Source organism: Caulobacter sp. GW821-FHT10A10 (assembly GCF_059415745.1).
This window is the reverse complement of sequence record NZ_JBWKNV010000001.1, coordinates 613,872-638,464: the sequence shown is the minus strand read 5'-3', so window position 1 is coordinate 638,464 and position 24,593 is coordinate 613,872. Positions and strand designations below refer to the sequence as shown.

Below are 24,593 nucleotides of genomic sequence, written 5' to 3'. Positions count from 1 at the left end.
CCGCCGAAGGCGGTGGGAGGGTGAGAGGTTTCACCGTGGGCAGGCATATCCCGACGCGCCTCACGGCTACGGAGATCAACGTCGTTCTCGAACTGCGGGATCAAAAGCCAAGCCCGACGACCGCGCCTCTTTCGGTGAGTTTGTTACCTCTCACCCTCCCATGGCTTCGCCATGGGCCCCTCCCTCTCTCAAAGAGAGAGGGGAATTCTAGGCAGGCGGGCTGGCTTCGCCGCTGGTGCGTTTGCGGCGGCGGGGGGAGACCTTGAGCTTGGGTTCTTCGGCCGGCGGGGCGTCGGCCTCTGCGGCGGGCGTTTCGGGGGCGGCTTCCAGCGGAAGCTCGGGAGCGGCTTCGGGCGCTGCGGTCTCGAACGCGGCCGTTTCGGCCACCGGCGGTTCGACGGGCGTCTCGGGCTCGACTGGCTCCGCAACCGCCCCCGCCCGGGCCTCCTCCAGCAGCTCGATCGCCGCACGCACCACCTTGGCCACCGGCAGGTCGCTCATGTGGCGGATGGCTTGCGAGAGGTCGGGATCGACGGCCTTGAACTGTTCGAAGTCGCGCGGGCCGCGCACGGCGCGGGTCAGCGGGCCCCAGGGGCCGTAGCGGCGCTCGTCCGACGGGCCGAACAGGCCGACGGTGGGCGTGCCGGCGGCGGCGGCGATGTGCATCAAGCCGCTGTCGTTGCCGATGAAGAGGTCGGCGCGCTTGAGGCAGGCATAGGCGGTCAGCAGATCGACCTTGCCGGTCAGGTCGATGCATCTGCCTCTGGCGGAAGCCATGCGCAGCTCCTCGACCATGCGGCCGTCTTCCGGACCGCCGAGGATCAGGAGGCGACCGCCCTCCAGCCTGCCGCCGGGACCCAGCAGCTGGGCGGCCGTCTGGGTGAAGCGCTCGATCGGCCAGACCTTGCCGATCCAGTTGGCGGCCGGGCCCATGGCCAGGATCGGACCGGCCGGCTCGTTGCCGCGCGGGGCCAGCATCTGGTCGGCCAGGGCCTGGACTTCCGGCGTGATGTAGAGGTGCGGGGCCGGCGGGGCGTCCTCGATCTTCAGCACGCGGGCGGTCTCGACCACCTTGTGGGCGATCTCGCCGGGGGTCTTCTTCCAGATCGCCCGCTTCTCGCGGCGCAGGAACAGGGCGGTGGCGCTGCCGCGCAGATCGACCACCAGGCCCCACTTCTTGTGGCGCACCTGGTTCCACAGCTTGAACCAGTGACCCTTGCCCTTGCCCTTCTCCATGACGATCACCCGGTCGAGGCCGGGGACGTGGGCGAACAGGGGGGCGGCCAGCGGGCCGGCGACGATGGTGAAGCGGGCGTTGGGGATCTCGTCGGCCAGCATTCTGATCAGGCCGGACGACAGCACGGCGTCGCCGATACGCGTGGCGGTGATGAAGAGAATCGGGAAGGCCCGCTGTGTCATCGGTCCATCTATAGGGTGAACCGCCTGTCAACGCATCCCGTTATCCCGCTTAAGCTTTCTTCGCATGAAAGACTGGCGGATGCGTCGCCCTGGCGCCACATGTTCGGCCATGACCAGCCCGCGCACCGCCCACCTTTCCTCCCGCGCCGTCATCGCCGTCGCCGGCCCCGATTGGCGCAGCTTCCTGCAGGGGCTGCTGACCCAGGACGTCGAGACCCTGGCGCCCGGCGAGCTGCGCTTTTCGGGCCTCCTGACCCCGCAGGGCCGGCTGCTCTACGACCTGTTCGTGGCCGGCCTACCGGATGGGGCGCTGCTCGACGTGGCCGCCGAACACCGCGACGCCATCGTCACGCGGCTGTCGATGTACCGCCTGCGGGCCAAGGTCGAGATCGGGGCTTCGGACCTGACGGTCGGCGCGGTGTTCTCGCCGGACGGCGCGCCGGTTGCTGGTGAAGGCTTTTACGCCGACCCGCGCCTGCCGGCCCTGGGCGCACGGGTCTACGGTTCGACCGTCGAGCCCGACGCGACCGAGGCCGACTATGATGCCCATCGCCTTGCCCTGGGCGTGCCCGGCCCGGCCGACTGGCTCAGCGACAAGGCCTATCCGATCGAGGCCGATTTCGACCTGCTTTCGGGCATCGACTTCAAGAAGGGCTGCTTCGTCGGCCAGGAGACCACCAGCCGCATGAAGCGGCGCGGCACGATCAAGAACCGCATGCTGCCGATCGCCTTCGACGGTCCCGCTCCCGCCTTCGGCGCCGAGGTGCTGGCCGGCGAGCTTCGGGCCGGCGAGGTGCTGAGCGGCGGCGACGGCCGGGCCATGGCCCTGCTGCGCCTCGACCGCATCGAGGGCGCGGCGCTGACGGTCGACGGCCGCCCGGTGCGGGTCGAGCGCCCCGACTGGGTCCCGCCGACGCCTGTGGCCGCGCCGACGGTCTAGTCGGCCCGACTTCAAGACCTTCGGCCATCTTTCACCGAGCCTCCCCGCGAAGGCGGGGATCCAAGCCGAGTCCGCGGCTAGCCCACGGCGGCGCCATATCCCGAAAGCCAGCTTGGGTCCCCGCCTTCGCGGGGAAGGACGGAGGTGGGGGAGGCAGGCGGATGATCCGCCCTAGCCGGCCCCTTCCAGCCAGGACACGCGCGGCAGGCGGGTCTCGCCATCCAGCTGGCAGACCGAGCGCGGCGAGGCCGGCCCCACCTCGGCGAGGATGCGGTCGATCGCCTTGCGATAGCCTCGCCTTGCGGCGCCGTTGAAGCCGTTGCTGGCGGGCAGGGCCGCGAGCGGCTGCGCCAGGTCGCGCCGGCCCATCCGCAGCAGCGCCAGCACGGAAGCCTCGATCACGTCGGCGCGGGCGTCAGCGCGTGGGACGGCCGCGACCCGGTCGGCGACGCCGGCCGCCGCCTGTCCCGCCCGGCAGAGGCCCAGCAGGGCGTCGGTGCGGCTCGGCACGGCGCGAACGGCCTCGGCCCTTTTCGCCAGCGGCAGGGCGGCCGGCGCGCCCAGGTCGCCCAGGCGGACGGCCAGCCCCTCCAGGGCCTCGTCCTCGCCGACCAGCGGCGCCAGGCTTGGACCTATCCGGGCGAAGGCCTCGGCCGGCAGGGCGGCGGCGACGCCGGCGAAGGTCTGCTGGGCGCTGGAGCGGGAGCGATCGCCATAGGCCCGCCGGATCGCCGCCAGCAGGGCCTCGGGGTCCACCTGGTCGGCGTTGCTGACCACGATCCAGCGGTCGAAGTCCTCGTCCTGGGCCAGGTCCTCGCCGGCCATCAGGCGCGAGAAGCGGGCCAGGTTCTTGTCCACGGCCTGGCGTCCGAAGGCGCGGGCCTGGGCCACGGCCGGCTCCGAACCGGCCGACAGGGCGCGGGTCTGGGCCTCGTCGAGCGACAGGATCAGCTTGCCGCCGGTCCTCGTCGTGTGGATCGGCCGTTCCGCCAGGCCAAGGACCCCGGCGACCATGCCCGCGAAGCCCTCCGCCCCGCCGCCGACCCCCGGCTTCAGCCGGTAGAGCGTGTGGGTGCAGTCGTGGCGGGTCCAGGTGAGGCAGCTGACCAGCGGGAAGGGGATCGGCGAGGGGACGGCGGCGATCCCGTAGGCCAGGGCGACGGCGCGGCCGTCCGGCGCCGTCAGGGTCAGGCGGCGCAGACCCGGTTCCAGATCTCCGGGTCCTTCGCCGGTCTCCACCCGCACCACCGGCCCCCGCGGCTCGCCGGGCAGGATCAGCACGCAGGCGTTGGACACCAGGGCGCGGCCGACCATCATCCGTTGCGCCGTCATCCGCAGGTCGGGGGACTTGGGTATGGTCTCGCAGGTCGCGCGCGGCAGCACCCGCAGCGCGGCCGGCTGGCCGCTGCGGTAGACGTCGGGATAGCGGTAGACGACCGGCAGGGCGTAGCCCTCGACCAGGCTCTGGGCCAGTTGACCGGGGGCCAGGATCGACGCCTGGGCCGGATCGAAGGGCAGGTGAGCGGCGGCGTTCTCGCGCCGCAGCCGCTCGTCCAGGGCGCGATAGTCCAGGTATCCCATGGCGCTCCAGACCAGGTTGCCGCCATAGACCAGTACCGGGATGGCCAGCATCCAGCGGGGCGCGGCCCGGCGCCAGGCGTCGATCGCCATCGTCACCAGGGCGGCGTTGAACAGCAGGCCGATCCACAGCGGCGACAGGGCGAAGAACAGGATCAGGTTCAGCAGCGGGATCTGCTGCAGCAGATAGGCGGGGATCATCGCCAGCAGGAACAGCGGCCAGGCGGGCCACCGCCGGCGCTTGGCCGGCCCGTCGGGGCGCGGAGCGGGTTTTCGCCGTCCGAACGTCTCGCTCATGCGGGCCGTCTCCGTCGCCAAGCGCGCGGGCTCTACTCGCTCATAAATTGATTACTGATTATTCATCGCGTGACCGATTGCGGCGGCGAGGATCTGGGCTCAAGTCTTCGGGTGAACAGCGCCGTCTGGGGGAAAGCCGATGAACCGCCGTGAACTCCTGGGCGCGGGCGCCCTGCTGGCCGCGACGGTGGTCGCCGGTCCCGTCCTCGCCGCCGGCGACATCGACCGCTTTTCCGTGGTCGTGCGGGGCAAGGGGCCGGACGTGATCCTGATCCCGGGCCTGGCCTCGTCGCGAGCGGTCTGGGAGCCGACGGCCAAGGCGCTGGAAGATCGCTACCGCGTCCACCTGGTGCAGGTGGCGGGCTTCGCCGGCGATCCGGCCGGGGCCAACGCCGAGGGCCAGGTCGTCGCCGGCGTCGCCGAGGGGCTGGCCGCCTACATACAGGCCAAGGGGCTGAAGGCGCCGGCCGTCATCGGCCATTCGCTGGGCGGCACGATCGGCCTGATGTTGGCGGCCCGGCATCCGGACCTTGTCGGCCGGCTGATGGTGGTCGACATGTTCCCCAACCTGGCCATGGCCTATTTCGGTCCCGGCGCCTCGCGCGAGGCCGTGGCCAAGGGCGCGGCCGACTTCCGCCAGCGGATCGAGACCGCCCCGCAGGACCAGTACCTGGCCCGCCAGAACCAGACCGCCGCGACCATGGTGCTGACGCAGAGCGCCCGCCAGGCGGTGGTCGAGGCCTCCCTGGCCAGCGACCGCAAGGTGGTGGGCCGGGCGATGGAGGAGCTGCTGACCACCGATCTCGCGCCCGAACTGCCTCGGATCACCGCGCCGACCACCGTGGTCTGGGCCTGGAACAAGGCCAGCTTCGCGCCGGCCGAGGCCTTCGCCGGCTGGTACGGCGCGGCCTATGCGCCGCTGAAGGGGGCGAAGCTCGTCCGCATCGACGACTCCGCCCACTTCGTGATGATCGACCAGCCGGCCCGTTTTCAAGCCGAGGTCGAGGGGTTCCTCAAAGGTTAGGCGGGTCTAGCGGCAGCGGCCGTAGCGGTCGGGCGAGGCGCCGGGGCCGCCGCGCCATCCGGGCGGGTTCTCCCAGTTGGTGCCGGGACCGCCGCGCGGACCCGGCGGGTTGTCGTCGCGGTCGAGCCAGCAGCGGCGGCTCTGGTTCCACCAGCCGTAGTTGGGGTGCCAGTAGCCGAAGCGCGGGTTGTAGTAGTAGCCGCGCCGATAGTCGAAGCGCAGCTTCTTGCCCTGCCAGCGGTAGTAGCGGCGGTCGGGCGAGGCGCCCGGGCCGCCGCGCCATCCGGGCGGGTTCTCCCAGTTGGTGCCGGGGCCGCCGCGCGGTCCGGGCGGGTTGTCGTCGCGGTCGTGGCGCTGGGCCAGCGCCGGGGCGGCGGTCATGGTCGCGGTGGCCAGGGCCAGCATGACCAGGGTTTGGAAGCGGCGCATGGGCGGCTTCTCCTTGTTGGCGTCCCTCTGCGGGGGATCAACGCGCGAGACGGCCATTTTCGCCCCGGCGGCGCGCGTGTTCTGCAAAAGTTCTGGTTTTCGGGTGCCGTTCTGCTAGCGTCGCCGCATGACAGAGATCCATCGCTGCACCTGGCGGGGCATGAACGGCGACCCGCTGTACGAGGCCTACCACGACACCGAGTGGGGCGTGCCCGAGTACGACAGCCGCGCCCTGTGGGAGAAGCTGGTGCTCGACGGCTTCCAGGCCGGGCTGTCGTGGATCACCATCCTCAAGAAGCGCGACGCCTTCCGGGCCGCCTTCGCCGATTTCGATCCCGAGATCGTCGCCCGCTTCGGGGCCGAGGACCGCGCCCGGCTGATGGCCGACGCCGGCATCATCCGCTCCAACGCCAAGATCGACGCGGCCATCAACGGCGCGCGGATCTATCTCGACATGCGCGACCGGGGCGAGGACTTCTCCGAGTTTCTTTGGGGCATCGTCGGCGGCGCGCCGATCCAGAACAGCTTCACCGGCATGGGCGACGTCCCGGCCCAGACGCCCCTGGCCGTCGAGATGGCCAAGGCCTTGAAAGCCAAGGGCTTCAAGTTCTGCGGCCCGGTGATCGTCTACGCTTTCATGCAGGCCGTCGGCATGGTCAACGACCACTTCGTGACGTGCTTCCGGCATGAGGAGTGCGGGGCGTTGGGCCACCGTCACGGGGCTAATGTTTAGCTAGGGAAAATGAGGGGGCTACTGAGCGGCCACCGTCGGACGCAGGCCCTGATGGCCAATGGCTGGTCTAAGATCTCTAGCGGCTTCTCAGTTTCTTGCTCGCCGTAGCGCAAACTGGGGCCTGGACAATGGCGGCAGGGTCTAAGTGTCCTCGAAGGCTATGATATTCAACACACCAATAGGTCGGCCAACAGATCATGGCAGCAGCTAAGGGAAAGCGCACCCCAGACCTTGCGCAAGATCGTCCGATCGATAGGGAGATCGATGATCGTCTTGACCGCATTCCGTTCGTTGAGAATCTGATCCTGGCGCTAATCCGTGACGAGAAGGATGTCAGTGGTCGCCTCATGGCGCGGCGTTCAACAGGGGTCGTTGTCGGTCTCACCGGCAAATGGGGGGCGGGCAAGAGTAGCATCCTCAACCTGGTCGCTGAACGTCTTGAGAAGACGGATCATGTTGCCGTAGCGACCTTGAACCCATGGTTGTTCAAGGGGCGAGACGAACTCCTCGCGGCGTTCTTTGGCGAGCTTCGAGATGCGCTTGGCCGGAGTCCTAGGGAGCACGCTGGCGGGCTTGTGGCTGCGATGGATACCTACCGGGAGGCAATTACCGTAGCTGGCCACTTTGCAGCCCTTGCAGCCGATGCGGCGGGAGCAGGAGGCTTAGCAACTGCGGGACGCGCCGCGCTCAAGCAGGCCTTGAAGCTTATTCGTAAGCCGAAGAAACTTTCGCCTCAAGAAGAGCGGCGAAATCTCGAAGAGAAGCTCGCGGATGCCAAGATCGCGGTGGTCGTGTTGATCGACGAGCTGGACCGCGTCGAGGATGACGAAGTTCGCGCCGTCGCACAGCTAGTCAAGGCGATAGGCGACATCAAGGGCATTTCCTACTTGGTCGCATACGACCCTGAGCGTGTCGCTGACGCTCTCGGTCGAGGCTCTGGCGACGACCGACGTCGCAGTGGCGAAGCCTATCTGGAAAAGATTATCCAGCACCCAATCCCGCTTCGCCCGCTCTTCACCCATGATGTACAGGCGCTGCTTGATGCACTGCTCTATCAGCATGACCTTCCCCTTCCGGCGGACCTGTCGCAGGAGGAAGAGAAGGTAGTCGAACAAATCCGCCAATCGGCCGTGACGCCGCGGGAATTGAAGAGGCTTGTCGGCTCCTATGCCGTGCTCGATCGAATGCTGCGCAAGGAAATCAGCCCCGCCGACCTACTGGCCTATTGCTGGTTAATCACAAAGGCCCCGACTCTGCGCGAGGTCATTGCCGAGAACATCGACGCGCTGGTCGATGACCCGAATGCCAACGAAATGTCGCATCGAGTCATTCGGCAGATGAACGAGAAAGGAAAGATCGAACCCGTCGAATTTTTAGGCCCAGCTGTGGCCGGACAGGAAAAGTTGCTCGGCCTTATCTTTCCAAAATTCGGATCGGACCGCTCCGATGAGTCTGGTGGGCGTATTAGCCGACGGCGAAATCTCGTTCGCGCACTCTATCTGGGTGATCCGCCAGGCATCGCCAGCGCCGATGACGTCAGGAAGCTGTGGGATGAGCCCGACGAAGCCATCTTATGCGCGAAAATGAGGCGGCTGTTGAAAGCTGGCGAGCTGAGACCGATCATTGACCGTCTCGATGATCTATTACCGAAGCTCGCCGAAGAAGGGGATGTGAAGTTTTGGCGAGCCCTCGCCAAGGCGCTAATTCGCGAACACGACTGGCTGCTCGCTCCCGAGGACAACCGTGCCATTGCGGATGATGCGACGACATACCTGTTGCGCCTAGGCCTGCGCGATAGGACGAAGATTGAACGCGTCAAGCGCGTCATTGAAGCACTCCTAGCGGCGAACGACCTTATCTTTCTGCCGGATGTGCTGCGGAAATACATATTCAGATGGGGACTTACCGCCCACCGTCCCTCGGGAGAGGGAGGGGATTACATCTTCACGAAGAAGGAAACAGAAGACCTTTTCGCAAGGTCGATCCCGATCTTTCGGGATGCATTGTTGGATGGGACGGCTCCTACGCCGCATCCCAAACTGCGAAGCTATTTTCGCTCTCAGCAACACGAATAACTGGAACGAGGATCTCCGGAAATCGCTTACTGCACAGTTGGAAAGCCATGATGGGCGCGCCTCTATTGCGGCTCTGGTCGTCCCGCCAGGCTATAGTGCTGATCGTGCTTCATTCGATGAGCTGTTTGATGCTGACGCTGTCCTCACGCGGATGAGAGTGGAGAAGGAAGGCAAAAAAAGGGGTACTTGGAGCGAACAATGCCTCTGGCGGTTGCGGGTGATCTTGGCCGGTAGGCATCCCTCGTTCGCGGACGATGACGTCGACGAGGCGTCTGAAGCTGGGGCATAGGGGAACTACCGTCCCGCCAGCCTTGCCACCGTAACCCGCGTCACCTGCGCGTTCTCGTTGTTGGCTGCGCAGCGTCGGCGCGGCAGGGCTCGATCTCCCGACTGAGGCGCTTCTCGCGTGGGGCGCAGCCCCCTACGGCACCACCTTGCCCACTCCGCGGGCCCGCGGATCGGCGGCGGGAACTGGGGCGCCGTCGGTGATCTGGATGGCCTCGATGTCGCCGACGAAGCCGGTTTCGATCCTGTAGCCCTTCTCTTCGAGGGCCTTGGTCAGCGCGGCCGGGAAGGGCTCGTACGGCTCGGAGAAGATCACGTTCTCGGGCAGCAGCTGGTGGTGGAAGCGCCGCTGCTTCTGCGCCTCGCTCAGCGGCAGCCCGTAGTCGTAGACATTGGCCAGCACCTGGAACACCGAGGTGAAGATCCGCGAGCCGCCCGGCGTGCCGATCACCATGGCCACCTTGCCGTCGCGGGTCAGTATGGTCGGGGTCATCGACGACAGGGGCCGCTTGCCGGGCGCGATGGCGTTGGCGTCGCCGCCCACCACCCCGAACATGTTGGGCGCGCCCGGCTTGGCCGAGAAGTCGTCCATCTCGTCGTTGAGCAGGAATCCCGCCCCCTCGACCACCACGCCCGAGCCGAACCAGCCGTTCAGCGTATAGGTGTTGGAGACGGCGTTGCCCCAGCGGTCCACGATCGAGAAGTGGGTGGTCTGCGGCTTTTCCAGCCCCGGCTTCACCGAGGGCGTGGGCGAGGGCTTGGCCGGATCGATCTCGGCGGCGCGGCGAGCCACATAGGCCGGATCGATCAGGTTCGAGACCGGAACCTTCCAGAAATCCGGATCGCCCAGATATTCGGCCCGATCGGCGAACACCCGCTTTTCCATCTCGGCGACCAGGTGGACGTATTGCGGGCTGTTCAGCGCCACGCCCGCAAACAGCGGGGCGGCGTCCTGCTTCATCATCAGCAGTTGCAGCAGGGCGATCCCGCCGGAACTGGGCGGCGGAGCGGTGATCACGCGAAAGCCGCGCCAGTCGGCCTGGATCGGCTCACGCCAGACGGCCTTGTAGGCGGCGAGGTCCGCCCTGGTGATCAGGCCCTTCTCCGGCCCGCGCGCCATCTGGGCCACGAGAAGATCGGCGGTCTTGCCGGTGTAGAACTCCGCGTCGCCGTCCTTGGCGATGCGCTCCAGCGTGGCGGCCAGCTCCGGCTGGCGGAAGGTCTCGCCGGCCTTCAGCCCGCCGAACCGGGCGTGGAAATTTGTGACGCCGACAAACGATCCTTCAGCGTCCTCGAGGTTGCCGATCAGCTGCGGCGTGACCAGGAAGCCTTCCCGCGCGTAGCGGATCGCCGGGGCCAGCACCTGCGCCCATGACAGCTTGCCGAACCGCTTGTGGGCCATGGCCATGCCGCGCACCGTGCCGGGCACGCCGACCGCCAGGTTTCCAAACTGGCTGCGGGCGGCTACCGCCTCGCCCTTGGCGTCCAGGTACATGCCGGCGCTGGCCGCGGCCGGTGCGGTCTCGCGGTAGTCGAGGAAGTAGGGCTTGCCGTCGACATACAGGGTCATGAACCCGCCGCCGCCCAGATTGCCGGCCTCCGGATAGGTCACGGCCAGGGCGAAGGCCGTGGCCACGGCCGCGTCCACGGCGTTGCCGCCCTTGCGCAGGATTTCCTCGGCGGCCTCCGCGCCATAGCTGTCGGGCGAGGCGACGGCGCCGGCGGTCAGGGTCTGAGCCGCGACGGCTCTGGGCTTGGCGGCGGCGAGGCGCGGCGGCGCGGCGAGGGCGAGGACGCTCGCCAGGACGAGGCCGATCCGGGTGAACAGATGCACGCTGAGCTTCCCCTATGATGCCGACGGGAAGGCTAGAGCATTCGCCGGTCTTGTCACCCTACCGCCCCGCCAATCCCCCCACCGGAACCCGCGTCACCTGCACGTCCTCCTTGTTGGCGGCGTAGCCGACATAGAGCCAGCCGTTCCAGACCACGCTCTTGGGATAGTGATAGCCCGGCCGCTTGTACTTCCCTTCGAACCGCAGCGGCTGCAGGTCGGCCTGGCCGCGCAGGCGCCAGCTGCGGGTAAAGAGGCGGCCGTCGGGGCTGAGCGTCACCGCCAGGGGCTGGCGCGGGCGATCGGTGTTGGGGGCGTTGACGAGATAGGCGCTTCCGTCCGGCAGGTTGCCGGCGCTCTGTTTGGCGCGAGCGTCGGGCATGGCGGTCAGGGCCGGCGTGGTCCAGGTCTGGCCCCGGTCGCAGCTTTGCGCGGCCAGCTGACGGAAGCTGAGGTCCTCGTCGCGGAAGACCATCACCGCGCAGCCGTCGGCGCGGCGGTAAAGGCTGGGCTCGATCTCGCGGCTGAGGCGCTTCTCGTGCGGGGCGGCGGCGCCTGACGTGTCGCGCGGCAGGCTCTCCATCTTCCCCTGCCGCCAGCCCGAGACGCCCAGCGGATCGTCGGTGAAGAACGGCTTGGCGATCATGCCCGGCCGCAGGTGGAAGGCGGTCATCACCCGGCCGTCGATCAGGTGCGGGTCCTGCTCGATCACGCCTTCCACGGGGCGGCCATCGGCGCCCATCACCCGGCGCGGCTTGCTCCAGGTCCGGCCGTCGCGGCTGGTGCGGTATTCGGCGTAGCCGCCCGCTCCGGACTGGAAGCCTTCGGGCCAGACATTGGCGTAGGCGACCAGCGTCTCCCCATCCGTCCACCAGCCGCCGCTGGAGCGCATCAGCCCGCCGGTCCCGGCCGGGGCCAGCACGGCGGGCGCGCTCCACCGCTCGCCGTCGTCGCTGACGCTGTAGGCCACCCAGGTGTCGGCGCTGTCTTCGTCGCGCGCCGAGCTCTGCCACTGGGCGTAGAGGCGGCCCTTGAAGCCGATCAGCGCCACGCCGTTGCTGAACTTGTCGGTCGCTTCGGTCGGGGCGAAGACGGTGAAGGTCTCGGCCCCCGGCGCGGGCGTCAGGCCGAGGTCGGGCCGGCCCTGAGCGAAGAGGCCCGGCGCGACGGCGTAAGGCGGCGCGGGCGGCGCGGCGGCGGCCGTCAGCAGCAGGACGGCGGCAAGGCTGGCGATCGATGACAGTCTCACGCGCGCGCCGCGCCGGCGGCGTGATCGACCCGCCACACCACCTGGTTTCCCCAATAGGTGATCGTCGTCGGCTCCGGCGCCAGGACGAGTTCGAACCAGAACTGGTCGCCCCAGGCGGCGTCCGTCCCGATGGTCATGCCGCCGAGGCTGCGGCCGCCTTCCGGGTGAAGCCCGCTTGTCACCACATGCCAGGTCATGGCGACGCCGCCGATGACGGTGTCGATCACGCCGTCCCAGTCGTCGGTGGGACGAAAGGCCAGGTCGTAGGCGCCGTCCGGGCCGGTCATCCGGACGGTGAAGGGGGCGGGCGTCGTGGTTCTCATGCGTCCAGCCTAACGGTGCCGGACGCCTCTCCGCTACCGCCTGCGCGCGATCAGCGCCCAGATCGTCGCCGCCGCCGAGACGCCCAGGGCCGCGGCCCCGATCCAGTCCCAGACGCCGTCGCCCAGCAGGGCGACGACCAGGCCAAGCAGGCTGAGCGCCGCGATGGCCAGCGGGACGCGGAACACCTGCCAGAGCGAGAGATGGCCCCGGCTCATTTCAGCGTCCCCCGCTTGACCAGCCACAGATAGAGGCCCGAGCCGAGGATCACGATGGTCGCCAGGTCGAGCAGCGCCCAGAGGATCTTCAGCGGCAGGCCGCCGTAGTCGCCGAAGTGCAGCGGCTGCGACAGCGACAGGGCCGCCACGTACCAGGGCGTCGGGGCCACGGCGGCGAGTTGGCCGGTGCGGGCGTCGATCAGGGCCGGGGTGGTCAGGTGGGCGGTCAGCGGCGTGTCGCCGTGGAAGAACACCGCGTAGTGGTGCTGGGTCGAATAGGTCGAGCCGGGGAAGGCCACGAACTGCAGCTGCTTGCCGGGCAGGGCCAGCTTGGCCCGTTCCACCGCCGCGTTCAGCGAGCTGCGCGCCGTGATCGGCGCGGGCTGGTCGTAGGCGGTGGTCAGCTCCTTCAGCGCCGTGTCCTTCCAGTAGGCGATGATCGGCGTGGCCAGGGTGTTGACGACGCCCGTGACGCCCACGACCAGCACCCAGGCCAGGGTCACCGCGCCCAGCAGGTTGTGATAGTCGAGCCAGCGGGTGCGCGCGGCCTTGTGGGCCCGCACCGTGCCGAACGGCAGCCGGCGCATGAACGGCGCGTACAGCACCACGCCCGACACCAGCGCGACCACCAGCAGCAGCCCCATCGCCCCCAGGAACAGCATGCCCGGCAGGCCCAGGAACATGTCGGTGTGCAGCTGGAGCAGGAACTCCATCACCGGATGGCCGGCCACCGACGGGGCCGGATCGCCGCTGGTCTGGTCGATCGGCTGGAAGCTGTAGCCCGACTTGCCCGGGACCACGCTGGTGACGTTCACCACCGGCCGGTCCTCGTCGAAGCTCATGAAGGCGGCAACCTCGCCCGGCTTGCGGGCCATGGCGGCGGCCAGCACCTGATCGAGGTCGAGCTTGGGGCCATTGGGCCGGGCCGGCGTCCAGGCCTGGTGCATGGCCACCTCCTCGATCTCGTGGGTGAACACGAGCGGCAGGCCGGTGACGCACAGCATCAGCAGGAACAGGGTCGAGACCAGGCTCGACCACTTGTGCGCCCACGACCAGGCCCGCAGCGTCGAGGCCTTCATCGGGCGAGCGCCAAGCGGTCGGCGAAGGTGGGCACGGCGGGGCTCCAGCGAATGAGAATGGGTCGCGATAGAGAAAAAGCCGAGGCCTGACAATCGGTCCGTGGCGGAGGAGAGACGTCCGGAGCGGCGGTGAGGCTGGCGGTTCAACCTTTCCGTGCTAGAGCGTCCAGGCTGGGCGCTGCGTCGCCGCCGTCATGTGGGGGCATGGACGATGATCCGCAGAACGTTGCTGACGAGCCTTCTGGCCCTGCTGGGCTGCGGGCGCCGTTCCGAGGCCGCGACCTCGATCCTGGACCAGATGGAAGCCCAGGCCCTGCCTTGCGTGATCCTGCAGTCCGGCCAGGGCGCGCCGGTGGGCAGGCTGGGCGGCCGGCCCGATCTCGACGCCCGCCACGACTGGCCGATGTGGAAGGACGCGCCGCAGGCGTTCCTGCTGCAGCTCGACCTGGCGGCCCTGCGCCGGAGCGGCGGACCCGACTGGCTGCCCGAGCACGGCGCCCTGTTCTTCTTCTACGACGCGGAGCAATCGACCTGGGGCTTCGATCCGGCCGATCGGGGCAGCTGGCGGGTGATCCACGACCCGCGGGGTTTCGCCGCCCGCCCGCGCACCCCGCCGCCCGGCCTGCCCGACGACGCCGTCTATCGAAAGCGCGCCCTGGGCGGGCGTCCCGACCGCTCACGGCCGGACGCGGAGCTGATGGGCCTCCCCTGGCCGGATGTCGATACGCCGGAATACGGCGCCTACGAGGCCCGGCTGAACGCCAACGCGCCCAGGAACGCCCCCTGGCACCAGGTCGGCGGCCATCCCGCCGCGATCCAGGACAGCGGCATGGCGCTGGAGTGCCAGCTGGCCTCCAACGGGGTCTATGTCGGCGGACCGGAAGGCTACGCCTCGCCCAGACGCAAGCAGCTGGAGCCCGGCGCCAAGGACTGGCGGCTGCTGCTGCAGGTCGACTCCGACGACGACGCCGGCATGATGTGGGGCGACGTCGGGCGGCTCTATTTCTGGATCCGCGAGGACGAGGCCCGCCGGGGCGACTTCGCGGGAACCTGGATGGTGCTGCAGTGCTCCTGACGGCGTCGTCGCCTTAGCCCCGTTCCCTTCGCCCCGTTCCCTTTGACCGCGAACGCGCCTAAACACCCGCCCATGCCGAGCGGTCCCGACATGATGCTGGAAGCCGCCTGCGGGCCGGGACCGGTCTGCGGGGTGGACGAGGCCGGCCGCGGGCCGTGGGCCGGTCCGGTCAGCGCCGCCGCCGTGATCCTCGATCCGGCCCGGGTGCCTGCGGGTCTCAACGACTCCAAGAAGCTGTCGGCCAAGGCCCGCATGGCCCTGGAGGTCGAGATCAAGGCGATGGCGATCGCCTGGTGCGTGGGCATGGCCAGCGTCGAGGAGATCGCGGAGCTCAACATCCTGCACGCGGCGGGCCTGGCCATGAGGCGCGCCGTCGAGGGGCTTGGGGTCAAGCCGGCCTTCGCCCTCGTGGACGGCAACTACCGCTTCGTCCTGCCGTGCGAGGTCAAGACCGTGGTCAAGGGCGACAGCCTGTCGTGCTCGATCGCGGCGGCCTCGATCCTGGCCAAGGAGGCCCGCGACCGCATCATGGTCGAGGCCGACGGCCTCTATCCCGGCTACGGCTTCGCCGGCCACAAGGGCTACCACGCCCCCATCCACCTCGAAGGCCTCCGCAAGCTCGGCCCTTCGCCGATCCACCGCCTGGGCTGGGCCCCGGTGAAGCTGGCGCTGGCGGGCGGGCTGGGGCTGGACGACGAGGCCTGAAGGGCCGCGCTCAGGCGACGGCGAAGCCGCAGAGCTCCAGGCGCAGCTTCAGGTTCTCGTCGGCGTCGACCACGCGGACGTCCGGCCGCCCGTCCTTGGCCTCCCGGGTCCACAGGAAGGGATAGAAGGCATAGGTCGCGTCGAAGGCGGGGCGCGGCCTGGCCTCGTAAGCGTCGAGATCCGCCAGAGGCCCGTAGAGCGACGTCAGGTCGCCCGTCAGGCACCAGGCGACGAAGTCCGCATAGCCGACCCCGAGCGGCGCCCAGGCGGTGTCGTCGGCGGCGAGATGGAAGACCTCTCCCTGTCCCTCCGGCCCGAACCGGCCGCCGTTGAGGGCGAAGAGGCCGCCCAGGATGTCGTCGCCCACGACGATCACATCCGGATAGGTCCCGTCGAGGGGGCGGCCGGCCAGTTCGGCGGCGCGGATAAGCGAGCGCCCCTCGCCCGAACCGAACAGGCGCAGCAGGCCGTCGGCCGCCGACACTCCGCCCGTCTCGTAGGCCAGGGCACCCAGGAGCGAGCGTGTCGTGACCTGCAGGGCCAGCAGCGTCTCGGCCCGCAACGCCTGCGAGGGCGGGATCAGGACGGCGCCGTTTCCGGAGGGATCGGCGATCCAGTCCAGCAGGATCGGGAGCGCGGGATCCTGTCGATCCAGCAGTTCTGTGATGGTGCGCATCAGGCCGCCCGCCTTGCCGAGGTTTTCTGGATCATCACGCCATCCTCCCGATACCCCGTCCTGGCTAGCAGCGCCCGATGTGGTCCACAATTGTGAGGGGAGCGATGTGTCGCTTACGGCTTATGGCTGCCGTGGCAACGTCCTGGTGACGCTTTCGACCTAACCGTTCGCCGTGGGCGGACCTGTCAGGAGAGCTCGTGCCATTTCCATTGCTGATGCTGCGCCTGCCGATCTTCGCCCGCACCCAGATCGACGTCTTCGAATGGCGTCAGGCGGATGTGCGCATGGCCAGACTGCCTGACAATCCGCAATGGAAGACCTACGCCACGCCGCGAGGGCGCCTGGGCTTCAGCGCCTTGAGGTTGGCCCATGCGGTGGCCAAGGCGGATTTCCTGGTCCAGCGGAACCTGCTGCTACCGTCCCTCGGCTTCGTCTTGCAGATGGACCAGATCGTCCATTTCAGCCGCAGCGGCCTCGAACTGGCTCCGGGCGCCGCCGCCAGCCTCAGCGACGTGACCCAGACCAGCCTTTCGGGCCGGTTCGGTCAGGGGGTGGCGATCCTGTTCGCCGAAAGCCTTGGCTATAGGTTCGCCGGTCACCTGGCGTCCGATCCGAGCGTGATCGCCTACAAGGCCGCCAAGCCCAAGGTCCCCAAGTCTGGGAAGATTTCCAAAGCGGCCAGCGGGGATCGGGTCGCCGATTTCCTTTTCGAGAACGAGACCAAGGGCCGGATGATCCTGGAGTCCAAGGCGTCTTTCACGCTGCCGGAATGATCCCAGCACGGTGAAGCGCATTCTGAAGAACGCCCTGGCGCACCAGGTCGACCCTTGGATGACCATGCTCTCGCCGGCCCCCAGCAAGGGCTATGCGGTCTATTCCCTGCTTCGGGAGGGCGGTGGTCCGACGCCTTCTGCGCTCGTCTTCGTCGATCCGCCCGAACAGGATCCGCAGACGCCGCTGGAGCTTTCGCCCGCCTGGGTACGGCGGCGCAACTACGGCGGCTGGCTACGATTCATGGGTTTGCCGCAGATCGCCGCGAGGCTGCTGACGGGCGATCGGTTCGCGCCGGAGCCGACCCGTCTTCTCGTCGGAAAAATCGGCGATCGTGAGGTCGCTTTTCCCCACTATCATCGGGTCCAGATGGACCCGATGCGCTTGGGCCGGTCGGGCGTTGACGTGGCGGCGGGCATGGACGTGAAGGTTTTGCGCGCCATCGGCTTGGCCATCCAGGGTGATGATGCGGCGTTGCTGCAATACGACGGACTTGCCTCCGTCGAAGTGGCCGTCCGTCCTCCCGCTGAAGCTCGATTTTTGCCGAGGCTATCCGCCGGGGATCTGTTCGAGCTCGGCGGAAGCTTCCTCGGCGACGGAACCTATCTTGGAGCCCAGCCGCATCAACTCGGTGTACTGGAGTTCGCCCTCTAACCCCGCCGCCACCCCGTCGGCAGGCCCAACCCCAGCGCCTCGATGCGCGCCACGGCCTGCGCCAGGGGCTCCACGGCGACGGCCATGTAGTGGGCGTTGGCGTGGACGATGGTGTCGGGGTCGAGGAGGATGGCCACGTGGCCTTTCCAGAACACCAGGTCGCCGCGCCGGCGTTCGGCTTCGTCGATCGGCTGGAAGAAGGAAAACTGCATGTCGGTGTCGCGTGGGACGGCCTTGCCTGAAGCGGCCAGGGCCTGCTGCACCAGGCCCGAGCAATCCAGGCCCAGGCTTTCCCGCCCGCCCCACTGGTAGGGCGCGCCCAGGAACGACAGGGCCGTGGCGGCCGGGTCGGGGGCGGTCGCCACGCCGATGGGGGCCAGGTGCGCTTCGATGAACCAGCCGGTCCCCACGCCCTTGGCGAAGCGGCCCTCGCGGGCCTCGACCGTGACGAGGGCGTTCAGGGAATAGAGCCCGGCGGGGCGCGACTTGATGTCCGGCTCGCTGAAGGCATAGGTGCGCAAGACCGCCACCTGATGGGTCGCCGGCTCGCCCAGCGGGCCGAGGTCGGTCTCCGCCACCCAGCCCACATAGCCGTCGCGCGCCGCCTGGCCCCAGGCGAAACCGTCCTTGACGTCGAGCACGGAGAAGCGCTCGCCGAACAGCAGCTGGCTCTCCTGCTCGGCGTCGGGCGCGGGGGCCCTGCGCAGGGACGCGGTCGGGGCCGTGACCTGGCGGGCCTTGGGAGCGTCGTAGCGCTCGGCGGCGACGATACCCTCCAGCGCCAGATCGGCGAGGTCGGGGCGGGCCAGGGTGAGGCGGCGATCCAGCGTCATCAGGCGAACCTGCTCTTCAGCATGGCGTAGAGGCCGCGGATAGCCTGGGCCTCGCCGCCGCTGGGCCGGCCGGCGGCGCCCTTGGGGTTCCAGGCGTAGATGTCGAGGTGCACCCACGACCCCGTCGTCGGGGCGAAGCGTTGCAGGAACAGGGCCGCGGTCACCGAGCCGGCCTGGGCCCAGGCGTCGGGGTCGTTCTTCAGGTCGGCGATGTCGCTTTCCAGCGCCTCGCGATAGCCGTCCCACAGCGGCATGCGCCACACCGGGTCCGAAGCGGCGCGGGCGCCGGCCTCGATCTGGCCGGCCAGGGCGTCGTCGGGGGTGTAGAACGGGATCACCTGCGGACCCAGGGCCACGCGGGCGGCGCCGGTGAGGGTGGCCAGATCGATGGTCAGGGCCGGCGACAGCTCGGCGGCGCGGGTCAGGGCGTCGGCCAGGATGAGGCGGCCCTCGGCGTCGGTGTTGCCGACCTCGATGGTTAGCCCTGCGCGGCTGTCGAGCACGTCGCCCGGTCGCATGGCGTCGCCGGCGATGGCGTTCTCGACCACCGGGACCAGCACCACCAGCCGCACCGGCAGCTTGGCGGCCATCACCATGCGCGCAAGGGCCAGGGCGTGGGCGGCGCCGCCCATGTCCTTCTTCATCAGCCGCATGCCGGCCGAGGGCTTGATGTCGAGACCGCCGGTGTCGAACACCACGCCCTTGCCGACCAGAGCCAGCACGGGGTGCTTCTCGTCGCCCCACTGCAGCTCGAGCATGCGCGGGGCGCGTTCGGGCACGGCGGCGCGGCCCACGGCGTGGACGGCCGGATAGCCTTCGGTCAGCAGATCGTCGCCGACGATGGCGGAGAAGCTGGCGCCGAACTGCTCGGCGATCTCGCGGGCGATGGTCTCGATCTGACGCGGGCCCATGGCGTTGGCCGGGCTGTTGACCATGTCGCGGGCCAGGGCGCAGGCGTGGGCGATGGCCTGGATCTCGGAAAGATCGACGCCCTCGGCCGCGACAAGGCGTCGCGCGCCGTCGGCGCCCCGGGCCTTGAAGCGGTCGAAGCGATAGGTCCCCAGGGCGAAGGCGAGAGCGATCTGGCCGGCGTCCAGTCCCTCCGGCGCGGCGTGCAGGCGATAGTCGCCGGCCGGCAGCTTGGCCGGCAGGGCGCGGAAGGCCATGGCGTCGGCCCGTCCACCCTTGGAAACCCGTTGTCCCAGGCCGAACAGCACGCGGTCGAGAGCGCCTTCCGGGGTGGGGGCGACCACCACCTGGCCGGCCTTGCCGCTGAAGTCCGACAGCTTGGCGAAGCCGCGCACGAAGCTGGGCCGCGCCTCCAGGAACGCCGCGACCTCGTCTTCGTAGAGGGCGTGCACCGGGATCACGGGGCCGTCGGCGGCGCCGCGCGAGGAGGCGGCGATCAGGGGTTCGGTCATGGGCCGGGGCTTTCGCGGATTTATGCTTAACGATTCCTTGAGGGGGCCGGGCGATGCTCGACCCGACCTCTCCGGAGACTGCCCTTTCATGTGTCGCAAGCCCGCCCTGCTCGCAACCGTTCTCACGAGCGTTTTGGCGCCCGTTCTGCTGCTGGCCGCCGTCCCGGCCTTCGCCGCCGGCAAGGACAAGACGCCGGTCGCTAGCGATACGTCCGCCGCCCAGGCCCCCGCGCGCCGCAAGGCCAGCCCCGCCGAGCGCGCCGAGGTCCGCCGGATGGAGCCCCTGGCCCGCGCCGCCTTCTGGAGCGCCGAGGTCGAGGCCGATCCGCGCGACGCCGAGGCGGGCGTGGGTCTCTCCCAGGCCCTGCGCACCCTGGGCCGCTACGACGAAGCCGCCGACGCGATCGGCCGCGTGCTGGTCGCCGCGCCCAACGACCAGGAAGCCCTGCTGGAATCCGCCCGCGTGCAGGTGGCCCGCGGCGAAGGCTTCTTCGCCATCGAGCCGGCCAAGGCCGCCGCCGCCGCCGCCCCGCGCGACTGGCGTCCGCTGACCCTGCTGGGCGTCGCCTACGAACAGTCCAAGCGTGACGACGAGGCCCTGGCCGCCCACCGCCAGGCCGTGGCCGTGGCTCCGAACGAGGCCGCCCCGGCGGCGAACCTGGCCATGTATCTGGCCGGCCACGGCGACCTGCCCGGCGCTGAGGCCCTGCTGCGCAAGGCCGCGACCTTCCCGTCCTCGACCATCCAGATCCGCCAGAACCTGGCCCTCGTCGTCGGCCTGCAAGGCCGCGTCGACGAAGCCGAGAAACTGGCCCGCCAGGACCTCCCGCCCCAGGTTGTCGACAACAACCTCGCCTGGCTCCGCGCCGCGCTGGGGCAGGGGAGCGGCACCCGGACCTGGGAAGCGGTGAAGGCGGGGAGCTGAGGGGCGGCCCAGGCTTCGCCAGGTTGCCAAAGTTGCCAGTTGACCAGCCTGGAGTCATACTCCGGGCATGAGCCGAGCGACCCCTCCCAAGGCCAAGTCCGAAGAGCCGGTGGTCTTCGTCGGCGAGGGCGCGACCTACATCCAGCTGGAGGGCGATGTCGAACCTTTCCAGGTGCGTGATAGGGAATTGCTAAGCGACATACCGGACGACGCCCAGATCCTGGTCGTGCCGCGTAGTGATCGCGCGCGAAGGCTCCTTGAACGGTCCAAGGCCTTTAAGGAGATGGCGCAGCATTCCGAGTACATGCAGAATCTGCTGAAAAGAGTCTCCCGTTCGAAGAGAGTCTTCCGTCTATCTCGCGACGTTGTGCCACCTGTATCCGTCCTCGTTGACGCCGAAGCCTTCGAGCCCAGCCCTCGCGCCCGCGCCATCCTCCGTGGCGTCCAGCATGCGGAAAGCGACCTGACCGACGCTGGCGGCGCCTTCGATGTCGAGGCGGTGCGTGCGTTGCTGCGCGGCATCAGCCGTCAGGCCGTAGACAAGCGGGTCAATGACGGCAGCTTGCTGGCCGTGCCCGGGCCGAGCGGCCGGCGGCGGTTTCCGGCCATCCAGTTCAACGACGACGGCAGCGTCGTCCCCGGCCTGAAGGCTGTCCGGGCCGCCCTTGGCTACAGCAGCCCCTGGTCGGTGCTGAATTTCCTCGTCAACGCCCACGACACGCTCGATGGCGAGCGGCCGATCGATCTTCTGCGAGGGGGACAGGTGGCGAAGGTCGAGCAGGCGGCCATGCTGTCGGGCGTCCACGCGGAGTGAGTCTGCTGCCGCCGGCCGACCTGAACACGCGGGCACCTCTGCTGATGGAGGTCCCGGTCGGAACGGCGCTCCATCGCTTTCATGCCGCCCGGCGTGATCCGATCTTCTTCGACCGATCTCTGAGCGGACGCCTGAACGCGCCGAATGGAAGCTACGGCGTGCTCTACACTTCCAAGGGCGCGCGCGGAGCTTTCGCCGAGGCCTTCCTGCGCACGCCCGGCCGGCGGACGCTTGATCCGGCGCTGCAGGCCGCCAAGGCTTATGCGATCCTGGAGCCGACCCGGGCGCTGATGTTGATCGACTTCGACGGGCCAGGCTTGGCGCGGCTCGGCGCCACCGCCGAGGTCGTGCATGGCGGGCTGCCCTACCAAGTTCCGCAGGCCTGGTCGCGCGCCCTGCATGATCATCCGATCGAGGCCGACGGCGTCGCCTACACCGCGCGCCATGATCCGCACGAGCTTTGCTACGCGATCTTCGAACGCGCCCAAGGCGCGATCATCGAGCAGAGCCGACGGTCGGATCTGGACGGCGACTGGTTCTGGGAGCTCGCCGACGTCTATGACGTGGGCAAGGCTCCTTGAGCCCTGGTCGGTTCAGGCCTGGAGCCGTGTCGCGGCCTCCGCTTGAATCCCCACCGGCGCCTCGACCACGAACCGGCTGCCGAGGCCCGGGGTGCTTTGCAGGGTGATCTCGCCGCCCATGGTCTCGACGATCTGGCGGGTGATGCTGAGGCCAAGGCCGGTGCCGCCGACGTGGCGGGCGGGGTCGCCGACCTGTTCGAAGGGGCGGAAGACGGCGTCCAGCTGGTCGGGGGCGACGCCGACGCCGGTGTCCTCGACGGTGAAGCGCAGGCGGGCCTCGCCGCCGGCTTGGGGCTCGAGGCTTTCGACGGTGAGCGACACCCGGCCCTGGTCGGTGAACTTCACCGCATTGCCCAGCAGGTTGATCAGCACTTGGCGCAGGCGCTTGGGGTCGGCGACGATCGTGCGCGGGGCGTCGGCGGCGAGGTCGACGGCGAAGGCCAGGCCCTTCTCCTCGGCCCGCAGGCGGAACATCTGGTCGATCTCGTCCAGGCAGGCGCGCAGGTCGAAGGCGGCAGGCTGCAGGTCCAGCCGTCCGGCCTCGATCTTGGCGATGTCGAGGATGTCGCTGATCATCGCCAGCAGGTGCTCGCCGCTGGAGCGGATGGCGTCGACGGCCGTGCGCTGCTTGTCGTCCAGCGCGCCGCGGCTGAGCCAGTAGCTGTAGCCGATCACCGCGTTCAGCGGGGTGCGCAGTTCATGACTCATGTGGCCCAGGAACTGCGACTTGGCGGCGTTGGCGGCCTCGGCGGCGGCGCGGGCCTCGCCCATGACCTGGGCCTCTTCGGCCTGGCGGCGCTGGCGGGTCTCGAACTCGCGTCGCATGCCCAGCAGCCGCCCGACCAGAAAGCCGCCGGTCACCACCAGCCAGACGCCCAGGATGATCAGGTACCACTGGCCGTCCGACAGCGAGACGCCCTCGAAGTCGATCTCGTCGAGCGACACGGCCAGCGGGCCGGGCGCGGCGTCGTCGGTGGTGATGGCGATCGCCCGCACGTCGGCCAGGTTCGGGGCGGCGTCACGGGGCGATACGCCGTGGCTGCTGACCCACCAGCTCTCTGCGGCCAGGCGGTCGAGGGGCAGGCGGATCTCGTTGGCGCCCGGGTCGACCGGGAATTCCAGGACCAGCGGAACGTCCTGCTCGCCGACCTTGGCGCCCAGCCTCGTGCGCAGGGCCGCCGACGGCGCGGTCTTGACCTGAAGCTTCAGCCGTTCGCCGCCGCCCTTGTAGGTCAGCCGCAGGGTGATGCTCTGGTAGCGGGTGAAGTCGAGCCCCTTGCTCGCGCCGCCGGTGGTCAGCTGCAGGCCGTAGCCGCAATAGGGATAGGAGACGCCCGCCCGGATGTCGCAGCGCCAGGCCATCGGCCGGTGGGGATCGGGGGTGACGCTGGAGCGGCCGCCGCTTTCGGCGTCGGAAAAGGCGTAGGCGATCACTTGGTCCGACTGCGGCGTCAGGGCCAGGCTCTGGCGGGTGAGGGCGCCCTTGCCCAGCACCGCGGCGAAGGTCACCGCGATCAGCAGGAACAGCGCCGCCTCGACCTTCAGATGCCGATAGCGCCGCCAGCCGCCGCCGTTCTCGTTGGACGCCGGCGGCGACACCGGTGTCCGTGAGGTGGAACGAGGATCCGGACGCTGGGGCACGAGGCGCTCCTGGAGGGCCTGTGCGGGCCGCGAAGGAAAGAAGCGCGACCCTAGCGCGGGCATGTTTGACCGCCGTTTAACGCGGCGCCGGAAATCGTCAGTTCAGCGCCGCGACCTTTTGTCGGCCGCTCGGTGTGAATGACCTTTGCGAGCGCCGTGCGCCATGGTTCAACCCGAAGTGGTCATCACAGCTCCAGGGAAACGCCATGTCCGTTCGCCGCCGGATCGCCGCCGCCGTCGCGCTCGCCGCGCTCGTCTCCGCAAGCGCGGTTCCGCCCGCCTGGGCCCAGATTCCCAGCGACCTGCGCGACCTGATCGGGGCTCGGGCGGCGGGCGGGGAAAGCGAACTACAGCGGCGCGGCTATGAGTTCGACCACGTGGACGAGGGCTCATCGGCCAAGTTCGGCTATTGGCGGCGCGGCGATGACTGCGTCCAGGTCACCACTCGCGACGGCCGCTACCTGACCATCGTCGAGGCCCGCAACCTGTGCCGCAAGAAGGGCTCGGACTCCAAGGCCGCCGCCGTCGTGGCGGGCGTGGCCATCGTCGGCCTGGCGGCCGCCCTGGCGGCTCACAAGCAGAAGCATGGCGACGCCGATCGCGACCACGACGCCGAATACGAGCGCGGTTACCAGGCGGCCCTCTATGGCTCCGACTACGACGACCGGCACGAGACCGAGGGCTATCACGAGGGCTTCCTGGCCGGGCAGTCCGAGCGCGACAACCGCCGCTACGCCAACACCCGCTACGTCCGCCAGGCGCCGCGCGCGGCTCAGGACGGCTGCTCGCGCCGCGCCGACGACTTCCAGAACCGACCCTATGGCAGCAGCGTGCCGATCAGCGTCCGCGACCTGGGGCGCGGCGATTGGGAACTGACCATGGCCACCGGCCCCTACCGCTCGCGCTGTTTCGCCTCGTCGGACGGCAGGGTCCGCTCGATCGAGCCGTACTGACCCTTAGGGCGGATCGACACTCGGCTGTTTGCGACCTTCAAATCCGTCTCTCCCCGCGAAGGCGGG

The 24,593-nt window shown here is 69.2% G+C and carries 23 protein-coding genes and 1 pseudogene; 12 read left to right on the top strand and 12 right to left on the bottom strand.

Features of this window, described 5'->3' with window-relative positions; translation table 11 throughout:
- Positions 1–207: 207 nt before the first annotated feature.
- On the bottom strand, positions 208–1,419 hold the full coding sequence (locus AC07NS_RS03065) for a glycosyltransferase family 9 protein (RefSeq protein ID WP_494601351.1): 1,212 nt from the start codon (positions 1,417–1,419) through the stop codon (positions 208–210).
- A gap of 109 nt (positions 1,420–1,528) precedes the next feature.
- Here AC07NS_RS03065 and ygfZ point away from each other — a divergent pair, with 109 nt between their 5' ends.
- The gene (ygfZ, locus tag AC07NS_RS03060) at positions 1,529–2,359 is read left to right on the top strand and encodes a CAF17-like 4Fe-4S cluster assembly/insertion protein YgfZ (RefSeq protein ID WP_494601856.1); all 831 of its coding nucleotides are present in this window, start codon (positions 1,529–1,531) and stop codon (positions 2,357–2,359) included.
- Between the two features lie 171 nt (positions 2,360–2,530).
- Here ygfZ and AC07NS_RS03055 read toward each other — a convergent pair whose 3' ends face one another.
- Positions 2,531–4,234, bottom strand: coding sequence for a hypothetical protein (locus AC07NS_RS03055; protein WP_494601349.1), 1,704 nt, complete (start codon positions 4,232–4,234; stop codon positions 2,531–2,533).
- 139 nt (positions 4,235–4,373) lie between these two features.
- Here AC07NS_RS03055 and AC07NS_RS03050 point away from each other — a divergent pair, with 139 nt between their 5' ends.
- Complete coding sequence (locus AC07NS_RS03050; RefSeq protein ID WP_494601347.1) at positions 4,374–5,258, top strand: alpha/beta fold hydrolase; 885 nt, start codon at positions 4,374–4,376, stop codon at positions 5,256–5,258.
- A 6-nt stretch (positions 5,259–5,264) separates the two neighbouring features.
- On the opposite strand, the gene AC07NS_RS03045 is transcribed toward AC07NS_RS03050, so the two are convergent.
- Positions 5,265–5,687: a hypothetical protein gene (locus tag AC07NS_RS03045; protein WP_110118325.1), complete on the bottom strand. Its 423-nt coding sequence runs from the start codon at positions 5,685–5,687 to the stop codon at positions 5,265–5,267.
- Positions 5,688–5,814: 127 nt separating this feature from the next.
- On the opposite strand from AC07NS_RS03045, the gene AC07NS_RS03040 reads away from it, so the two are divergent.
- On the top strand, positions 5,815–6,420 hold the full coding sequence (locus AC07NS_RS03040; RefSeq protein WP_494601345.1) for a DNA-3-methyladenine glycosylase I: 606 nt from the start codon (positions 5,815–5,817) through the stop codon (positions 6,418–6,420).
- A 197-nt stretch (positions 6,421–6,617) separates the two neighbouring features.
- Positions 6,618–8,495, top strand: coding sequence for a KAP family NTPase (locus AC07NS_RS03035; RefSeq protein ID WP_494601343.1), 1,878 nt, complete (start codon positions 6,618–6,620; stop codon positions 8,493–8,495).
- Between the two features lie 421 nt (positions 8,496–8,916).
- Here the strand turns inward: AC07NS_RS03035 and ggt are convergent, their stop codons facing one another.
- The 5 genes and pseudogenes from ggt to AC07NS_RS03010 all read right to left on the bottom strand — a co-directional run.
- On the bottom strand, positions 8,917–10,614 hold the full coding sequence (gene ggt / locus AC07NS_RS03030; RefSeq protein ID WP_494601341.1) for a gamma-glutamyltransferase: 1,698 nt from the start codon (positions 10,612–10,614) through the stop codon (positions 8,917–8,919).
- 58 nt (positions 10,615–10,672) lie between these two features.
- Positions 10,673–11,860 carry a sialidase family protein gene (locus AC07NS_RS03025; protein WP_494601339.1) on the bottom strand — a complete coding sequence of 396 codons (1,188 nt, stop codon included), beginning with the start codon at positions 11,858–11,860 and terminating at the stop codon, positions 10,673–10,675.
- Positions 11,857–12,183 (bottom strand): hypothetical protein, encoded by a 327-nt coding sequence (locus AC07NS_RS03020; protein ID WP_494601337.1) that lies wholly within the window; start codon positions 12,181–12,183, stop codon positions 11,857–11,859. The genes AC07NS_RS03025 and AC07NS_RS03020 overlap by 4 nt, the downstream gene beginning before the upstream one ends.
- Before the next feature lie 33 nt (positions 12,184–12,216).
- Entirely contained in the window at positions 12,217–12,399 is a 183-nt protein-coding gene (locus AC07NS_RS03015; RefSeq protein WP_494601335.1) for a hypothetical protein, read from the bottom strand.
- Positions 12,396–13,481 (bottom strand): annotated as a pseudogene (locus tag AC07NS_RS03010) (PepSY-associated TM helix domain-containing protein); the annotation flags it as partial. The gene AC07NS_RS03015 and the pseudogene AC07NS_RS03010, both read right to left, overlap by 4 nt.
- A 208-nt stretch (positions 13,482–13,689) precedes the next feature.
- Between AC07NS_RS03010 and AC07NS_RS03005 the strand changes: the two are divergent.
- Together AC07NS_RS03005 and rnhB are read left to right on the top strand one after the other, a co-directional pair.
- On the top strand, positions 13,690–14,553 hold the full coding sequence (locus AC07NS_RS03005) for a YwqG family protein (protein ID WP_494601333.1): 864 nt from the start codon (positions 13,690–13,692) through the stop codon (positions 14,551–14,553).
- Between the two features lie 72 nt (positions 14,554–14,625).
- Positions 14,626–15,258 (top strand): ribonuclease HII, encoded by a 633-nt coding sequence (gene rnhB / locus AC07NS_RS03000; protein WP_494601331.1) that lies wholly within the window; start codon positions 14,626–14,628, stop codon positions 15,256–15,258.
- Positions 15,259–15,268: 10 nt separating this feature from the next.
- Here the strand turns inward: rnhB and AC07NS_RS02995 are convergent, their stop codons facing one another.
- Positions 15,269–15,934, bottom strand: coding sequence for a DUF2625 family protein (locus AC07NS_RS02995; RefSeq protein WP_494601329.1), 666 nt, complete (start codon positions 15,932–15,934; stop codon positions 15,269–15,271).
- A 197-nt stretch (positions 15,935–16,131) separates the two neighbouring features.
- Here AC07NS_RS02995 and AC07NS_RS02990 point away from each other — a divergent pair, with 197 nt between their 5' ends.
- Together AC07NS_RS02990 and AC07NS_RS02985 are read left to right on the top strand one after the other, a co-directional pair.
- Complete coding sequence (locus AC07NS_RS02990; protein ID WP_494601327.1) at positions 16,132–16,707, top strand: hypothetical protein; 576 nt, start codon at positions 16,132–16,134, stop codon at positions 16,705–16,707.
- Positions 16,708–16,717: 10 nt separating this feature from the next.
- Positions 16,718–17,359 (top strand): hypothetical protein, encoded by a 642-nt coding sequence (locus AC07NS_RS02985; protein WP_494601325.1) that lies wholly within the window; start codon positions 16,718–16,720, stop codon positions 17,357–17,359.
- On the opposite strand, the gene AC07NS_RS02980 is transcribed toward AC07NS_RS02985, so the two are convergent.
- Together AC07NS_RS02980 and AC07NS_RS02975 are read right to left on the bottom strand one after the other, a co-directional pair.
- On the bottom strand, positions 17,356–18,192 hold the full coding sequence (locus AC07NS_RS02980) for a C40 family peptidase (protein WP_494601323.1): 837 nt from the start codon (positions 18,190–18,192) through the stop codon (positions 17,356–17,358). The two genes, AC07NS_RS02985 and AC07NS_RS02980, sit on opposite strands and share 4 nt — an antisense overlap.
- Positions 18,192–19,613, bottom strand: coding sequence for a leucyl aminopeptidase family protein (locus tag AC07NS_RS02975; protein WP_494601321.1), 1,422 nt, complete (start codon positions 19,611–19,613; stop codon positions 18,192–18,194). The genes AC07NS_RS02980 and AC07NS_RS02975 overlap by 1 nt, the downstream gene beginning before the upstream one ends.
- 88 nt (positions 19,614–19,701) lie before the next feature.
- On the opposite strand from AC07NS_RS02975, the gene AC07NS_RS02970 reads away from it, so the two are divergent.
- The 3 genes from AC07NS_RS02970 to AC07NS_RS02960 all read left to right on the top strand — a co-directional run bounded on the left by AC07NS_RS02970 (position 19,702) and on the right by AC07NS_RS02960 (position 21,933).
- On the top strand, positions 19,702–20,538 hold the full coding sequence (locus AC07NS_RS02970; protein WP_494601319.1) for a tetratricopeptide repeat protein: 837 nt from the start codon (positions 19,702–19,704) through the stop codon (positions 20,536–20,538).
- A 67-nt stretch (positions 20,539–20,605) separates the two neighbouring features.
- The gene (locus tag AC07NS_RS02965; protein WP_494601317.1) at positions 20,606–21,352 is read left to right on the top strand and encodes a hypothetical protein; all 747 of its coding nucleotides are present in this window, start codon (positions 20,606–20,608) and stop codon (positions 21,350–21,352) included.
- 44 nt (positions 21,353–21,396) lie between these two features.
- On the top strand, positions 21,397–21,933 hold the full coding sequence (locus AC07NS_RS02960) for an RES family NAD+ phosphorylase (protein ID WP_494601854.1): 537 nt from the start codon (positions 21,397–21,399) through the stop codon (positions 21,931–21,933).
- A 12-nt stretch (positions 21,934–21,945) separates the two neighbouring features.
- On the opposite strand, the gene AC07NS_RS02955 is transcribed toward AC07NS_RS02960, so the two are convergent.
- Positions 21,946–23,574, bottom strand: a complete 1,629-nt coding sequence (locus AC07NS_RS02955) for a sensor histidine kinase (protein WP_494601315.1) — start codon at positions 23,572–23,574, stop codon at positions 21,946–21,948.
- A gap of 206 nt (positions 23,575–23,780) precedes the next feature.
- On the opposite strand from AC07NS_RS02955, the gene AC07NS_RS02950 reads away from it, so the two are divergent.
- The gene (locus tag AC07NS_RS02950; protein ID WP_494601313.1) at positions 23,781–24,527 is read left to right on the top strand and encodes a hypothetical protein; all 747 of its coding nucleotides are present in this window, start codon (positions 23,781–23,783) and stop codon (positions 24,525–24,527) included.
- The last annotated feature ends 66 nt before the right edge of the window (positions 24,528–24,593 follow it).

Coding starts and splice junctions, on each gene's coding strand:
- AC07NS_RS03065 (WP_494601351.1), bottom strand. CDS start 1,419: ATGACACAGCGGGCCTTCCCGATTCTCTTCATCACCGCCACGCGTATC.
- ygfZ (WP_494601856.1), top strand. CDS start 1,529: ATGACCAGCCCGCGCACCGCCCACCTTTCCTCCCGCGCCGTCATCGCC.
- AC07NS_RS03055 (WP_494601349.1), bottom strand. CDS start 4,234: ATGAGCGAGACGTTCGGACGGCGAAAACCCGCTCCGCGCCCCGACGGG.
- AC07NS_RS03050 (WP_494601347.1), top strand. CDS start 4,374: ATGAACCGCCGTGAACTCCTGGGCGCGGGCGCCCTGCTGGCCGCGACG.
- AC07NS_RS03045 (WP_110118325.1), bottom strand. CDS start 5,687: ATGCGCCGCTTCCAAACCCTGGTCATGCTGGCCCTGGCCACCGCGACC.
- AC07NS_RS03040 (WP_494601345.1), top strand. CDS start 5,815: ATGACAGAGATCCATCGCTGCACCTGGCGGGGCATGAACGGCGACCCG.
- AC07NS_RS03035 (WP_494601343.1), top strand. CDS start 6,618: ATGGCAGCAGCTAAGGGAAAGCGCACCCCAGACCTTGCGCAAGATCGT.
- AC07NS_RS03020 (WP_494601337.1), bottom strand. CDS start 12,183: ATGAGAACCACGACGCCCGCCCCCTTCACCGTCCGGATGACCGGCCCG.
- AC07NS_RS03015 (WP_494601335.1), bottom strand. CDS start 12,399: ATGAGCCGGGGCCATCTCTCGCTCTGGCAGGTGTTCCGCGTCCCGCTG.
- AC07NS_RS03005 (WP_494601333.1), top strand. CDS start 13,690: ATGATCCGCAGAACGTTGCTGACGAGCCTTCTGGCCCTGCTGGGCTGC.
- rnhB (WP_494601331.1), top strand. CDS start 14,626: ATGCCGAGCGGTCCCGACATGATGCTGGAAGCCGCCTGCGGGCCGGGA.
- AC07NS_RS02995 (WP_494601329.1), bottom strand. CDS start 15,934: ATGCGCACCATCACAGAACTGCTGGATCGACAGGATCCCGCGCTCCCG.
- AC07NS_RS02980 (WP_494601323.1), bottom strand. CDS start 18,192: ATGACGCTGGATCGCCGCCTCACCCTGGCCCGCCCCGACCTCGCCGAT.
- AC07NS_RS02975 (WP_494601321.1), bottom strand. CDS start 19,613: ATGACCGAACCCCTGATCGCCGCCTCCTCGCGCGGCGCCGCCGACGGC.
- AC07NS_RS02970 (WP_494601319.1), top strand. CDS start 19,702: ATGTGTCGCAAGCCCGCCCTGCTCGCAACCGTTCTCACGAGCGTTTTG.
- AC07NS_RS02965 (WP_494601317.1), top strand. CDS start 20,606: ATGAGCCGAGCGACCCCTCCCAAGGCCAAGTCCGAAGAGCCGGTGGTC.
- AC07NS_RS02960 (WP_494601854.1), top strand. CDS start 21,397: ATGGAGGTCCCGGTCGGAACGGCGCTCCATCGCTTTCATGCCGCCCGG.
- AC07NS_RS02950 (WP_494601313.1), top strand. CDS start 23,781: ATGTCCGTTCGCCGCCGGATCGCCGCCGCCGTCGCGCTCGCCGCGCTC.